The sequence below is a fragment of the Legionella pneumophila subsp. pneumophila str. Philadelphia 1 genome (assembly GCF_000008485.1).
In the GTDB taxonomy this organism is placed as follows: domain Bacteria; phylum Pseudomonadota; class Gammaproteobacteria; order Legionellales; family Legionellaceae; genus Legionella; species Legionella pneumophila.
Genome location: NC_002942.5, coordinates 815,555 through 829,694, shown reverse-complemented (window position 1 = coordinate 829,694; position 14,140 = coordinate 815,555). Strand labels below are relative to the sequence as shown.

The following is a 14,140-nucleotide window of genomic DNA, read 5'->3' as shown; positions in this document are numbered from 1 at the left end:
AATTTATTAAATATTAATTTCGCGCTCATACCGTGTTAAGTAATGATGAACTGTATTTGATAATTTATGAACAAAATCACCTTGTGGAACCCAGCCCAATTCCTTTTGAATTTTACTATTGTCTATGGCGTATCGTTTGTCATGACCCTTTCTATCTTCAACAAAAGTAATCAATGAATGATATGGTTTTTCCATAGGTTTTAAATCATCCATCATCTGACAAATCATTTTTATCAAACTTAAATTATCCAGTTCGTTATTACCACCTATATTATAAACTTCCCCTAATGCTCCTTTTTGAATAATGGTATCAATTGCTTCGCAATGATCCATGACATACAACCAATCGCGAATATTTGATCCGTTGCCATAAACGGTGATGGGCAGCTGATTGACACAAGCATATACTACTTTAGGAATCAGCTTCTCTTTATGTTGATTAGGCCCGTAATTATTCGAACAATTCGAAGTGGTAACAGGTAATCCATAGGTATGATAATAAGCTCTGACTATATGATCAGAACTTGCCTTGGACGCTGAATAAGGGGAATTGGGTTGATATGAATTTTTTTCAGTGAACGCCGGCTCTTCTCTTTCTAATGAACCATACACTTCATCAGTGGATACATGATGAAACCGACACTTTGATTTATCCCATTGCCTTTCATTCAACCAATAAATCCTTGCCGCCTCTAACAGAGTAAAAGTTCCAATTACATTGGTTTCAAGAAATATTTGTGGATTATCAATGGAATTATCCACATGGGATTCGGCTGCAAAATGGACAAGCGTATCTATTTCATATTCCCTTAGTAAGGATAACACCAGACTTTTGTCCAATATGTCTCCTTGCACAAAAAGGTGATTTTTACATTCTGCCATTTCACTCAAATTGGCTTTATTTCCTGCATAGGTTAATTTATCCAAACTGATTATTTTGATCTCCGGGTATTTATCGTTCATAAATTTAACAAAATTACTTCCTATAAAGCCCGCAGCTCCAGTTACCAAAAGGTTGTTCATCTGATTTTTCATAGTGAGATTCTTACTTTTTTGTAAAATGGTCGATAACATCTGGCAAATCATTTTTCCAACTACAGCTTTTTATACCCAATATTGTTTCTATCTTTGTTGTATCCAGTACCGAATTTTTAGGCCTTGTTGCCCTAGTAGGATATTCTTGTGACTTAATTGGATTTAAATCGGTTAAAGTTAAGAGAAGCTGTTTCTCTTTTGCCATATTAAGAAATACGTTTGCAAATTCATGCCAATTGGTAACACCCTGCCCTGCATAATGGTAAAGCCCCCAATAGTCAAAGGAAGAATGTCTGATTTTCTGTACTATTTCAAATAGTACTCTTGCTATATCGCGAGCTGAAGTAGGCCTTCCCGATTGATCTGAAACAATATTCAATTCTTTTCTGCTGGAAGCCAAATTTAAAATCGTTTTTACAAAATTTTTCCCTTGTTCACCAAATACCCAGCTAACTCGCAAAATAATATACTTTTTAAGTTGGGATAAAATAGCCTGTTCTCCTTCCCATTTCGTGCGCCCATAGGTACTTACTGGATGCGGAATATCGGTTTCATGATAGGCTCCCTCCTTTTCTCCATCAAATACATAATCAGTTGAAAGATGGATCAAGGGGACGTTTTTCAAGGTACAATAATTCACCAGGCGACAGACAAATTCGGCGTTCACAATATGAGCCAAATCAGGTTCATCCTCTGCCTTATCTACAGCCGTATAGGCTGCTGCATTAATGATAAGATCCGGCTTGATTTCCGATAACACATCATGAACCCGTTCGAGTTTGGAACAATCTAGAATATCTCTGGTACAAGCATATACTTCATGCTCAGAGGAAGAAAATCGCTTGATAATCTCGGTACCAACTTGCCCATTAGCACCTGTAACCAATATTTTCATTTAGGCTTGATATCTCGGTAAAAGTTCAGCATCTATTAAATTTAAAAGCTTGGCTGCAGCATCTTTTGGAGACAATTGAACCTGCTCTCCTAATGGCCAATCAATTGCTAATTGCGGATCAAGATAATGAATGGAAAACTCACTTTCAGGATGATAATAGTCAGTACATTTATAAGCAAAATCAGCCATAGCACTCAAAACATAAAACCCATGGGCAAATCCTTTAGGAATCCAAAATTGCCTTTTGTTTTCTCCGGAAAGAATCACTCCAACCCATTGCCCAAAAGTAGGGGAGCCTAACCTAATATCCACGGCAACATCAAACACTTCACCAGCTAAAACTGAAACCAGTTTTCCCTGAGTTTGTTGACTTTGATAATGCAAACCTCTTAGTACACCTTTTTGTGATCTTGAAAAATTATCCTGTACAAAACGATCAGTTATTCCTAATAACTCTTCATATCGTTTAGCTTGAAAAGATTCATAAAAAAACCCCCTTTCATCACCATAAATCTTTGGTTCGATAATTTTAAGTTCATCGATCTGAGTATTTATTATATTCATATCGTTACTAAAGCTCTTAAAAGAGAATTATAATTCCTTAATATTTAAATCTTTTACTACCTGTATCCAGTTTTCACTAGAACAAATAATTAAGCTACCTCAAAATTGTTTTGTTTATATTTAATAAAAATATCATTCAAACAATGAATGACTCTATCAATGTCTCTGGGGGTTAAATTTGACCCGGAAGGAAGACAAATACCATGATCAAACAAGTAATCTGAAACGCTGAATTGTTCATCATGAGGATAGTATTTAGAGCCTGCAAATAAAGGCTGTCTATGCATAGGCTTCCATGTTCTTCTTGCTTCAATGTTAAATGGCTTTAATTGCTCAATGACTTCTTCCGGTTTTATCTTGTTTGGCGTTGGTTTAATAACCAATGTCGATAACCAACGAGTACTGTATCCTTGGGTTATCTCTGGCATCATGTCAATAAATGGGTAAGATTCCAAGGCTTGCTTATATCGTTCAAAAATAGCTCGTCTTGCCTTAACCCGTTTTTCCAATACTTTCAGCTGACCTCTGCCTATACCAGCAAGCACATTACTCATTCTGTAATTATACCCAACCACAGTATGTTCATAATGGGGCATTGGTTCGCGAGCCTGAGTTGATAAAAATCTTGCTCTTTGTATGAGACTCTCATCTTCAGACACCAACATGCCGCCACCAGACGTGGTAATGATTTTGTTGCCATTAAATGAAAACACGCCTAACTTGCCGAAAGTCCCGCTGTACTTGTTATTATAGGTGGCTCCCAAAGACTCCGCCGCATCTTCTATAATTGGCACATTGTATTCATTGCATAATTGACATAAAGCGTCATAATTAGCACTTTGTCCATATAAATTAACAATAATCACAGCTTTTGGCATTTGATTTTTTGCTTTACTTTCTCTTAATGCCCGCTCAAGAGCAACTGGAGACATATTCCAGGTGTCCAAATCAGAATCAATAAATACCGGAGTCGCACCTTGGTATAAGATAGGATTCACTGTGGCTACAAAAGTAAAGCTGGATGCGAACACAATATCTCCTGGTTTCACATCGAGTAATACGAGTGCCAGATGAATTGCAGCTGTTCCTGAGCTTAAAGCCACAGCTGATTTTATATTAATGTATTCCGCCACTTCTTTTTCAAAAGAATCAACATTGGGGCCTAAAGGGGCTACCCAGTTGGTGGCAAAAGCTTCCTGTACGTATTGCTGCTCATGCTCACCGATATGAGGCGAGGAAAGCAGAATATTGGAAGAGAGTTCTCTCCGGTGGATCAAGCGTATGGGGCGATTACTCTCATCGATAACGGGAATATGATCTAATTCATATTCCTGCATCAAATGATAAGCATCCTGAATCGTAGCAGAGACAGGTAAAGCTTTTGATGAATGCTCTGATAATTCCTCTAAAGTAGAATCTAATGTAAATCCTTTTAATAGCAATCTTCGGATGTCACCATCTGTAACTGTCCTTATTAAATGTTCATCACTATCTACCAGAAATAACACACCTTGAGCTGTAGCATCCAGCTTGCTCAAAGCAGTTTTCAGATTTTCTTGTTTTTGTATATATAACTCTTTGATAGTAATCATTTTATTCCTTTTAAACTGCGGGTACGCCTTTCACAACAGCATTTTCTTTTACATCCTTCACAACGACTGAGCCAGCTCCAATTATTGCTCCATCACCTATAGTCACACCAGGCAAAACAACTGCTCCAGCTCCAATCAGCACTCTCTCACCAATCTTGACTCGCCCACCTAAGGTGCTATTAGGCGCAATATGTGAACACGAGCCAACTATCACTTCATGATCCACAACGGCACTGTGATTGATGATACATCCCTCACCCACCTGACATTCAGGGCCGAGTATTGCCTGTGCTGCAATAAAGGAGCCTGCACCGAGCCTCGCTGATTTCGCAATAATGGCAGCCGGATGAATAATTGTAAACAAGTTTGCATTGGAATTCATCAAATCTATAACATTCTTTCTGGCCTGATTATTTCCAATGCTAACGTGCACATAACCAATATAGTCAGCTAAACTGTCCATAGTTGAATCAACTAATACTCCACACACCTCCTGCCCCAGAAAACTCTTATTGCTATCACAAAGTGAAACTTGTAAAGAGTGCTGAGTCAGTGATAAAGCATCAATTACCACCTTACAGTGTCCACCACATCCTATTATTTTCAAGTTAGTATGCATTGCATTTATTCAATATTTGTGAGTGCAAAGGGATAGTTTTTAACAATTGATAACACCTTTCACTCGTTTTTCCATCCCCATAACAGTTAGAGTATTTTATCTTGGGTTTATTTAGCGCTTCTCTTAGACCAGTCAAAATAGCATCATAAGTAACATCAACATCAATGACATTGTCGCTTCGTTCTCTTAAATTTTGCCTGCTTCCAACATTAACTACGTTCAGGTTAAATGAGGCTGCCTCTATGATGCCACTACTGGAATTTCCCAGCATCACATCAGAATTTGCAAGACAATCAATAAATTCCGGACGATGTAAGTGCTTGATAATTCTAACATCAGGATGATCAATATATTCCTGAATCACTTCTCGAATTAAATGACCACCCGTATCGGAATTAGGCTCAAGGCAAATAATCTGTAAATTTGTAGCGAGTGCTGCCTGAATCACGCTTTGAAATTGAATTTTAATCGAGTCAACTTCTTGAACAACCGGGTGATAGATTAATAAACAGATTTTTTTGTCAGGATCAAATCCATAACGTTGATTAAACACATCACGTGTAGACGTTTTATACTGCATGATTTCATCCAAGCCTGGAGCACCAACCTGAAAAATGGTTTCTTCTTTCTCACCCATTCTAATCAATCGTTGTTTGGATGCCTCTGTTGCGACAAAATGATAATGAGATAATTTGGAAATCGCATGCCTTACCATTTCATCAACGGTTCCAGAGCGCTCTCCTCCGTGCAGATGTACAACCGGGATATTTAAATGTATCGCTGCTATGGCCGCAGCAAGCATTTCTCCTCGATCTCCCAGCAATAAAACGACATCAGGAGTTTCACTTTCGAATACCTCGGTGAATCCCAAAAGTTCATGGCCGATAGCTTTTGCCATAGAACTATGCTGAGCATTGGCAAGATCAACAGGAATAATGCCGCATATTGAGAACTGATCTGCTTTAATTTCGTTAACTGTATTTCCATACAAAGCATCAAGATGCATACCAGTGACACAAATCGATAAGTCAATGTCTTCTGACTGGTGTAATCTTTTTAGTACTTCTCTCATCAGTCCATAATCGGCACGAGTACCTGTAACATAAATTATTTTTCTGATCATTACGCTTCAATATGTTCCCATAACAAAGTAGTACCCGCAGACAAATTCATACTTAATCGAGAGCCTACAATATTTGATATTTCAGAGGGCGCTATCCCAGTACCAGGTCTTAGCAAGATCAAATCTTCTTTACTGATTTGTGCTCCTTTCACCAAATCACGTCTTAAAGTAATACTTCTTCTAACCAGAGCTCTTATCGGCAGCTCATTATCCGACGGTTTTTTTTCACCACTTCCCAAAACAGTTTCAGCGTCTCTAATGGATTGTACTAAATTCTTCATTTCCTCTGGATCCATAGAAGCCAGATGATCTGGACCAGGAAGAGATTTATCCATTGTAAAATGCTTTTCGATAACACACGCCCCCATTCCTACTGCTAATGTTGGCACCAAAATACCTAAAGTATGATCAGAATAACCTACTGGCAATTGAAATTCGTCAGCTAAAGTCTGCATGGCTTTCAGATTCACGTCTTGATAAGATGCCGGATAATTAGAAGTGCAATGCAACAAAACCAAATAATCGGATAAAGAGTTTCCATAGTAGGGTTTTACTGTATCTATGGCTACTCTTACTTCTTGTAGATCGCACATCCCTGTTGAGATGATTAAAGGTAACTTCTTACTGGCACAATGTTGTAAATAAGGTACATTAGTAATTTCGCCAGAAGGGATTTTTAATCGCTTTACCCCTAGGGAAATAAGAAAATCGATGCTTTGTTCATCAAAACCAGTTGACATAAATTCAATGCCGAGTGAATTGGCTAATTCACTTAGTAAATAATGGTCCTCTTCTGAAAGTTCCAGTGCCTTGAGCATCTCATACTGAGTAGAGGATTCCGGGGCATTATTTTTTTGGTATTCCGCTTTTTCTACTGTTTTATTAACCAAGGTGTCCGCTTTGAAAGTCTGAAACTTTACTGCATCAGCTCCTGACTCTTTGGCTGCATAAACTAATTCTTTAGCCAGTTGAAGATCACCATTATGGTTTACTCCTGCTTCAGCAATAATAAAACAAGTCATACTAGAGCCTCTTGGTTTAATTCCATTAATTTTTCTGTTAGAGCCCAATCGATTGGCGTATCGATGTCGATGGATTCACTAATACTATTTAACAATAAAGGTTTGGTTGGTTCGCTATAAAAACTCTTATTTTCAATAATTTGTTTAGCTGTTGCAATATAAATTGACCCATTTAATTTATAAATTGGATTCTCGTTGCAATAAATTTCCAGATCCTGAAAAAGTTCTGGCTTAACCAAATTGCCTTGGCTATCAATGCTTCTACACCAAGAAGGCTTTAAAGAGATGGGACTAACTGAAACGACACTTTTCCCCGTTACTTTATGTATTTCAACAGCATGTCTTATGGTTTCTGGCTTCCTAAATGGAGAAGTTGGTTGTAACAGCAATACACTGTCAAAAAAAACATCCATTTGCTGAAACTTAAACAGGAGGTCAATAACAGTATGAATCACATCCGAAGTATCCGTGGCTAAATCTTCCGATCTTAGCCAGGGTACTGAAGCCCCATATTGAACGGCGACGTCTGCTATTTGTTTACTATCGGTTGAAACAACGATTTCTTCACAACAAGACGACTGCAAGGCAGCAACAATAGTATGTGCAATTAATGGCTTTCCGGCAAGTAATCTGGTATTTTTACCGGGCAGCCTCTTTGAGCCAGCCCTTGCCGGGATTACTGCCAATATTCTCATTTTTAATTCACCCTAAATCTGCAAAAACTGTTGAATGATGCTTAAACCTACTTCCCCGCTTTTTTCAGGATGAAATTGGCATCCGTACATATTTTCATCTTTTATTACTGCGCTAATAGCCTGACCATCATATAAAGTATCAGCCAGACGCTTTTTAGGATTACTAGGCATGGCCATAAAAGAATGAACAAAATATACTGAAGAATTTAATGGTATATTTTTCAGGATAGTATGACACCAATCCTCGCCTTCTGAGGTGGAAACCAGTTCATTCCAGCCTATATGAGGTATTTTATGCAATTGACCATCAACTCCATGTGAAGGAACGCTAACAACCTCGCCAGCTATTAGATCCAGGCCTTCATGTTGTCCGAATTCAGTACTTCTTGAGAGCATCATCTGCATGCCAAGACATATTCCCAGAAAAGGTTTTCCACTCCGCGCAAATTGCTTTATGGGTTCTATAAAATTTAATGTAGTTAATCCTTTCATCCCATCTTCAAAAGCGCCTACTCCTGGCAAAACCAACCGATCGGCACTCATAATTTCCTCGGGTGTGCTCACTAAATTGACAGAAGCATCAAAATATTGAAAAGCTCGAGCCACACTTAATAAATTGCCTACCCCATAATCTACAATTGAAACTGAACTCATAAGACTCTCACATGAATGCCATTATCTAAAGCATACTTTCTGATTTCAGGTAAACCTATTCTTTTGTAATGCAAAACATCCGCCATAGCGACTGCATCAGCCTTAGACTCACAAACCACTTCAGTTAAATCTTCCAGCTTACCCATACCCCCACTTGCAATCACCGGGATAGAAACCATGGAAGACACCTGTTTCACTAATTCCAGATCAAATCCCTTACGCGTACCTTCCTGATCAATAGAGGTCAGAAGAATTTCACCTGCACCAAATTCTTCGCCATTCCTAGCCCAATCAACAACATCCATTCCGGTATGTTCACGTCCATTGTCTGTCATGACCTCCCATCTTCCATTCACAGTGCGTTTTGCTTCGATAGATAAAACAACACATTGAGACCCAAATCTTCTGGCAATATCAGATATTAGAGTAGGGTTTTTAGTTGCCGCTGTATTAATAGCTACCTTATCGGCACCGCAACGCAATAATTGCTTGGCATCATCAACACTGCGAATTCCGCCACCTACAGTAATTGGGATAAATACATTTTCAGCAGTAGTCTTTACAATTTCTGACAAATTATTACGCCCATACAAAGATGCAACTGTATCCATATAAATCAATTCATCTGCACCTTGTGCATAATATGCCATAGCATATTCATTGGGATTTCCTACTACTCTTAATCCCTCCAGATGCACTCCTTTGATTAGGTTAGGTCCTTTAATATCTAGTCGTGCAATTAGACGGACATTACTCATCAAACAGTCTCCAAATCCAGATATTCAGCTTTAGTTTTTTCAAGATTTGTTACTTGATGTCTAAGTTTCCACTGTTCTCCATCTTTTTTCCACAAGTGAGGAGATCTGAAGGTATCCGCCAAAGCCATAAAATAGGCTCTGTCCATAATCGGTTGCTCGAACATTTGCGAAGCAATGGGAAACTCTTTGAGGTTAATACTCAAGTATTTAAAAATTTCTTCAGCAAAACGCTCTGGAAACTCTTGATCAAAACGCTTCACCAGAGCAACACCTTCTTCAACAGTAATATCCCCCGAACGTATTTCCTGGGAGGCATCGTATGTTGCTCTTCCAATACCGAATTTGGTTAGCGTGGTGTAGTAATGGAAATCATCAATTTTGTCATCAATACTATTGTATTTACTGTAGGTTCCTGGAGTTCGTTCAGGAGAAGCTTCAAAACCGCCATGTTCCACAGAATAATAATAACAACTTTGAGGATGCCACTTCAGATAATAACCCAAGTAATGAACCTCTACCTGCTGCTCTTCGATTTGCTGTGGATCAGCAGGTAAGTAAGCATCCAAATCATTGTCATTTAAACCGAAATCGCTTTTTAACTCTTGAACAGATGTACCACCTAAAAAGATTTTGCTTTTATCGTCCGCGGTAAAGTATTTCCAGTCTCTTTTTGCAGACTCCGTATCACCTATTGGATTACCATATTCCGCTTCATTTTCTCCATAAACAACCAATTTAATTTTATGCAACAAAGCCATTTTAGGAGCATAAGCTTTTTGACCAATCATAAAGGGTTGAAATGGATGGAATAGATTCTCAACTGCGAGTCGTGTCAATAGCCTGTGAACTCTGCCATTTGGAGTAAACAGATGATTATCAAATCCGGCATGTATCCAGGATTGAAAATTCCTCCAACCCCATGGCGTATACATATGGGGAGCCCAAGTCACGGTCAAGGGATTCATTCCGTATTTATATTTTAAAATGTGGGCAGCATAAAAACTATCCTTTCCTCCGGAACCAGGAACAACGCAATCATAAGAACCATCCTTGCTTCTAAATCGATCACAAAGCTCTCTCAATTGCCTGTCTCGCTCTTCCCAATTAATAGTAGATTTTTTGCGTTCGGCAACTCGACAGGCATCACAAATGCCTTCGTCATCAAAATGGATGGTATGTTTTTTTGATTCTTTCTTGTGCTCATACTCTACAGCAGAATTAGGCCTTTGATTTGAAATAACACAGCTTTTGCAAAATTCCACCTTATGTGGTAGACCATACTTTGTTTGTAGCTTTTCATCTGGGAGCTGAAAACTTGATAAATCAATGGACTTTGGTGCGTAAATTTTGCTCATATCAATTCCTATCCTGGCATTAGACATTTTTAAAAAACCGCAGTATACAATAAAAATTTCAGGTATTAAACAAATCCTGATTGAAGAACCAAAATATATAATTTAATAAATTTGTGTTTTCAATAGTCGCCAATTACCCCCTTTTAGGGATATACTGGATGAATCGAGTTAAAGTAGGAATTTTGCATGTCCTTGAAGGCCATGTATAACCAAATCGCAGAAAATTACGCGACAGCTAATCGTTTTGGTTCAATTAGTGAAAGCCATCACGTTGCCATTGAGCAGATGAGGAAATTTCATTTGGGGTTGAAACCCCATTATAAAATCCTCGATCTGGGCGTTGGCAATGGCTCTTTTTTGCAAAAATTGCATCACTTAATGCCAATGGCCAATTTCACAGGAATTGATGTTTCATCAGAAATGTTGAAACGAGCGAGCGAAGCCCTTCCTTTAACAACCATTGAAGGCAGTGCTGCAGAAGCCAACAAGTTTTTGCCCGCACATAGCCAGGACTTGGTTCTGGCTCATTTTATTAATGCATATATCCCTATTAATGTTCTCTTTGATGAAGCCAAATACTTGACGCGTGCCAATGGTCACTTCTCTTTAATCACAACGACCTATGATTCTTTTCCTGTAGCGCAACAACAACTGGCCAACTTCATTGCTCAGGATACTATTTTAAGTCGAGTTGTTGGTCACTACTATAAATCCATAGTCAAAAATACAACTGTTGCTGCAAATCTCGATGAACTCTTGCTGGCATTTAAACAGCATCAATTTAATATTTTGGATCACCAACGTATTGAAATACCCATTACCCTTAATAACATTGATGAATTGGCACTGTTTGGAATAGAAGGCACCTGGTTTCTTAACACTCTATCGATACGCATGCTGCCAAAATATTTTTTAATTCAGCGTCTTAAACGACTTTTCAGCAAAATCTTTACTTTTCCCTACCATGACACTCATATTATTGATGTAGTTCTTGCCAGGAAGTGATAATCTTGGGCGGTGGGTTAGAAAAAACGGAATGAGGTGTGAAATTGATTTCTCAAGCAGTTAAAAATTATCTTCCAGAACTAAGTCTTCGCCAAAAACAAACCAATAATATTATTTTTATTACTTTTTGGAGCCAGTTTTCTGTCTATGCCTTGAATACAGTTCTGGTTTTATTTTTAACTCGACCCTTGATTGCTCAGGGATTAGGCTACAGCCAAGCCAAAGCCTACGCTTTCATTGGTGTAACTCAAGCCACAGGCTACCTGATGCCTATTTTAGGTGGGTATATGGCTGATAATATTGTTGGTGTCAGACGATCCATTCTTTTGGGTAGCATCATGCTGGCTTGTGCTTATTTACTGGTCATGTTAAGTGGGTACACCATCAGTTCTCTTGGGGATCAATTATTTATCATAGCTTTTGCCTTTATTCCTGCAACCAACTCGCTATTAATGGGAACCGCATCCAGTATGGTTTCTCATATTTATTCCGATGATGCCATTAAAGCCAAATCCGCTATGACTTATTACTATATGGCCATTAATGTTGGAGCTCTGCTGGCCACCATGATCGCGCCAGTTCTCCTGGAAAGTCGTTATGGTCCACTTTCAGTACTCACCTTAACCTTTATTGGCAAATCGATTGCTGCCTTGAATTTTGCGAAACGTTACTCCATATATGATAGTGTCATCTGGGGTATGGATAAATCCAAATTTTCTAACCAAGGTCTATTGCGCCTTGTTGCTTATATAGCGGCTATCTATTCTCTTACTTTATATGCTTATACTCATGTTTATATCGCCAGCACACTGATAGGCGCAGGATGTGCTATAGGAATTCTCTGGTTTTTAATTAAAACCATTATGCTTAAAGGCGAAACTCGCAGTAAACAAATGATCGCTGTATTACTGATAATAGAAGCCATAGTATTTTTTATCATATACAATCAAATGAACAGTACCTTGGTATTATTTGCAGAAAACAATTCTGATCTAAGTTTTCTTTGGTTTAAAATTTCACCCGCTCAATACCAAATGCTAAATCCTTTGCTCATTTTACTGATTGGAAGTCAACTTCCCCGTTTCTACAGGTTTTTTTCGCGTTTTACGATCCCCTATCAATTTGCCGCAGGCACAATTCTCTCTGGTATTGCCCTGCTGGTTATGGCTTTTGCGGCCCAAAATGCAATCAATGGATTAGTGAATGGTAACTACATTGCTTTGACCTACATTTTAATTTCAATTGCTGAATTATGGGTCAGTGCCATTGGTCTTAGCATGATTGGACTGTATTGTGATGCACGTGCGATTGCCTTTGCTATGGGCGTATGGTACTTGGCCAGTTCCATGTCCAATGCCATCTCAGGACGAATTGCAGGCTGGGTCGCCATACCAGAGAATATTAATTCTGCTCTTGAAAGTTTACCTTATTATAAAAATTATTATTTGATTATGGGCATTAGTGCTTTGGGGCTTGGTATTCTGATGTATTTTGTAGCTTATTATTTACACAAGATTATGAAACGACGAGGTATTGAGTTAGCATAACGTAACTGAACATTGTAATATTCGAATATGCTTCGAGACGGTGCTTCGCACCTCCTCAGCATGAACGGCCTGATGGGAAAATCCAATTTTGTAATCAGCCTTGGAGTTTTATGCAAACCATCTTCCGATTATCCATAGGTTTTTCTTGTTAATTGGATAAATCCGTTATTATATTAAACCGTTCATGCTGAGGAAGTGCGAAGCACCATCTTGAAGCAAGAATGGCCCGATGGGAAAATCCACTTTTTGTAATCAGCCTTCAGGCTTTATGCAAACCATCTTCCGATTATCCATAAATTTTTCTTGTTAATTGGATAAATCAGTTATTATATTAAACCGTTCATGCTGAGGAAGTGCGAAGCACCATCTTGAAGCAAGAATGGCCCGATGGGAAAATCCGCTTTTTGTAATCAGCCTTCGGGCTTTATGCAAACCATCTTCCGATTATCCATAAATTTTTCTTGTTAATTGGATAAATTAGTTATTATATTAAACCGTTCATGCTGAGGAAGTGCGAAGCACCATCTTGAAGCAAGAATGGCCCGATGGGAAAATCCACTTTTTGTAATCAGCCTTCGGGCTTTATGCAAACCATCTTCCGATTATCCATAAATTTTTCTTGTTAATTGGATAAATCAGTTATTATATTAATCCGTTCATGCTGAGGAGGTGCAGAGCACCGTCTCGAAGCATGCTTAAAAACATAGTATAAAGGATTGACTAAATGTTTTGGGTTTATATTCTTCAATGCAGTGACAAGAGTTATTATACAGGGCAAACGGATAATTTGGAAAAACGCCTTACTCAACATCAAGATAAAATGATTCCGGGTTGTTATACAAGCACAAGATTACCAATTCAATTAAAATTCAGCCAGGAATTTATGTCTCGTGAAGAAGCCTTGAATGCTGAGAGACAAATCAAAGGATGGAGTCGGAGAAAGAAAGAGGCTTTAATAAATGGAGACTGGCAAGCGTTATCAGACTATTCTAAACGTAAAAATTAAGAGTGGGCTGTGTTTCATTCGAACATGCTTCGAGACGGTGCTCTGCACCTCCTCAGCATGAACGGATTAATATAATAACTGATTTATCCAATTAACAAGAAAAATTTATGGATAATCGGAAGATGGTTTGCATAAAGCCCGAAGGCTGATTACAAAAAGTGGATTTTCCCATCGGGCCATTCTTGCTTCAAGATGGTGCTTCGCACTTCCTCAGCATGAACGGTTTAATGGTTTAATAAAAAATCTAATTTCTTTAACTAATAATAAAAT

At 38.3% G+C, this 14,140-nt stretch carries 14 protein-coding genes; 3 read left to right on the top strand and 11 right to left on the bottom strand.

Annotated elements, in window-relative coordinates; translation table 11 throughout:
- Positions 1-6: 6 nt before the first annotated feature.
- From rfbB to LPG_RS03710, 11 genes are all read right to left on the bottom strand, one after another.
- Positions 7-1,086, bottom strand: coding sequence for a dTDP-glucose 4,6-dehydratase (rfbB, locus tag LPG_RS03760; RefSeq protein WP_010946495.1), 1,080 nt, complete (start codon positions 1,084-1,086; stop codon positions 7-9).
- Positions 1,046-1,930, bottom strand: a complete 885-nt coding sequence (gene rfbD, locus LPG_RS03755; RefSeq protein WP_010946494.1) for a dTDP-4-dehydrorhamnose reductase — start codon at positions 1,928-1,930, stop codon at positions 1,046-1,048. Before rfbD ends, rfbB begins: the two co-directional genes overlap by 41 nt.
- Entirely contained in the window at positions 1,931-2,494 is a 564-nt protein-coding gene (gene rfbC / locus LPG_RS03750) for a dTDP-4-dehydrorhamnose 3,5-epimerase (RefSeq protein ID WP_010946493.1), read from the bottom strand.
- An 89-nt stretch (positions 2,495-2,583) separates the two neighbouring features.
- Positions 2,584-4,086: an aminotransferase class I/II-fold pyridoxal phosphate-dependent enzyme gene (locus LPG_RS03745; RefSeq protein ID WP_010946492.1), complete on the bottom strand. Its 1,503-nt coding sequence runs from the start codon at positions 4,084-4,086 to the stop codon at positions 2,584-2,586.
- 10 nt (positions 4,087-4,096) lie between these two features.
- Positions 4,097-4,705, bottom strand: coding sequence for an acetyltransferase (locus tag LPG_RS03740; RefSeq protein WP_010946491.1), 609 nt, complete (start codon positions 4,703-4,705; stop codon positions 4,097-4,099).
- Positions 4,695-5,828: a UDP-N-acetylglucosamine 2-epimerase gene (neuC, locus tag LPG_RS03735; RefSeq protein ID WP_010946490.1), complete on the bottom strand. Its 1,134-nt coding sequence runs from the start codon at positions 5,826-5,828 to the stop codon at positions 4,695-4,697. The genes LPG_RS03740 and neuC overlap by 11 nt, the downstream gene beginning before the upstream one ends.
- Positions 5,828-6,850, bottom strand: coding sequence for a N,N'-diacetyllegionaminate synthase (gene legI, locus LPG_RS03730; protein ID WP_011213308.1), 1,023 nt, complete (start codon positions 6,848-6,850; stop codon positions 5,828-5,830). Before legI ends, neuC begins: the two co-directional genes overlap by 1 nt.
- The gene (neuA, locus tag LPG_RS03725; protein ID WP_010946488.1) at positions 6,847-7,545 is read right to left on the bottom strand and encodes a CMP-N,N'-diacetyllegionaminic acid synthase; all 699 of its coding nucleotides are present in this window, start codon (positions 7,543-7,545) and stop codon (positions 6,847-6,849) included. The genes legI and neuA overlap by 4 nt, the downstream gene beginning before the upstream one ends.
- Before the next feature lie 12 nt (positions 7,546-7,557).
- Positions 7,558-8,199, bottom strand: coding sequence for an imidazole glycerol phosphate synthase subunit HisH (hisH, locus tag LPG_RS03720; RefSeq protein WP_010946487.1), 642 nt, complete (start codon positions 8,197-8,199; stop codon positions 7,558-7,560).
- Positions 8,196-8,957, bottom strand: a complete 762-nt coding sequence (gene wbuZ / locus LPG_RS03715; protein WP_011213307.1) for a glycosyl amidation-associated protein WbuZ — start codon at positions 8,955-8,957, stop codon at positions 8,196-8,198. Before wbuZ ends, hisH begins: the two co-directional genes overlap by 4 nt.
- A complete protein-coding gene (locus LPG_RS03710) occupies positions 8,957-10,312 on the bottom strand; it encodes an N-acetyl sugar amidotransferase (RefSeq protein ID WP_164919819.1) in 1,356 nt (451 codons plus the stop codon). Before LPG_RS03710 ends, wbuZ begins: the two co-directional genes overlap by 1 nt.
- 186 nt (positions 10,313-10,498) lie before the next feature.
- Here LPG_RS03710 and LPG_RS03705 point away from each other — a divergent pair, with 186 nt between their 5' ends.
- From LPG_RS03705 to LPG_RS03695, 3 genes are all read left to right on the top strand, one after another.
- Positions 10,499-11,317 carry a class I SAM-dependent methyltransferase gene (locus tag LPG_RS03705; RefSeq protein WP_010946484.1) on the top strand — a complete coding sequence of 273 codons (819 nt, stop codon included), beginning with the start codon at positions 10,499-10,501 and terminating at the stop codon, positions 11,315-11,317.
- A 38-nt stretch (positions 11,318-11,355) separates the two neighbouring features.
- Positions 11,356-12,864 carry a peptide MFS transporter gene (locus LPG_RS03700; protein ID WP_010946483.1) on the top strand — a complete coding sequence of 503 codons (1,509 nt, stop codon included), beginning with the start codon at positions 11,356-11,358 and terminating at the stop codon, positions 12,862-12,864.
- Positions 12,865-13,588: 724 nt separating this feature from the next.
- Positions 13,589-13,870: a GIY-YIG nuclease family protein gene (locus LPG_RS03695; protein ID WP_011213305.1), complete on the top strand. Its 282-nt coding sequence runs from the start codon at positions 13,589-13,591 to the stop codon at positions 13,868-13,870.
- Positions 13,871-14,140 lie beyond the last annotated feature (270 nt).

Bases quoted from the DNA above. Each gene is read 5' to 3' on its own strand.
- LPG_RS03740 (WP_010946491.1), bottom strand. From the start codon at position 4,705: ATGCATACTAACTTGAAAATAATAGGATGTGGTGGACACTGTAAGGTG.
- rfbB (WP_010946495.1), bottom strand. From the start codon at position 1,086: ATGATTTGCCAGATGTTATCGACCATTTTACAAAAAAGTAAGAATCTC.
- LPG_RS03710 (WP_164919819.1), bottom strand. From the start codon at position 10,312: ATGAGCAAAATTTACGCACCAAAGTCCATTGATTTATCAAGTTTTCAG.
- LPG_RS03705 (WP_010946484.1), top strand. From the start codon at position 10,499: ATGTCCTTGAAGGCCATGTATAACCAAATCGCAGAAAATTACGCGACA.
- rfbC (WP_010946493.1), bottom strand. From the start codon at position 2,494: ATGAATATAATAAATACTCAGATCGATGAACTTAAAATTATCGAACCA.
- LPG_RS03695 (WP_011213305.1), top strand. From the start codon at position 13,589: ATGTTTTGGGTTTATATTCTTCAATGCAGTGACAAGAGTTATTATACA.
- hisH (WP_010946487.1), bottom strand. From the start codon at position 8,199: ATGAGTTCAGTTTCAATTGTAGATTATGGGGTAGGCAATTTATTAAGT.
- LPG_RS03745 (WP_010946492.1), bottom strand. From the start codon at position 4,086: ATGATTACTATCAAAGAGTTATATATACAAAAACAAGAAAATCTGAAA.
- rfbD (WP_010946494.1), bottom strand. From the start codon at position 1,930: ATGAAAATATTGGTTACAGGTGCTAATGGGCAAGTTGGTACCGAGATT.
- wbuZ (WP_011213307.1), bottom strand. From the start codon at position 8,957: ATGAGTAATGTCCGTCTAATTGCACGACTAGATATTAAAGGACCTAAC.
- neuC (WP_010946490.1), bottom strand. From the start codon at position 5,828: ATGATCAGAAAAATAATTTATGTTACAGGTACTCGTGCCGATTATGGA.
- neuA (WP_010946488.1), bottom strand. From the start codon at position 7,545: ATGAGAATATTGGCAGTAATCCCGGCAAGGGCTGGCTCAAAGAGGCTG.
- legI (WP_011213308.1), bottom strand. From the start codon at position 6,850: ATGACTTGTTTTATTATTGCTGAAGCAGGAGTAAACCATAATGGTGAT.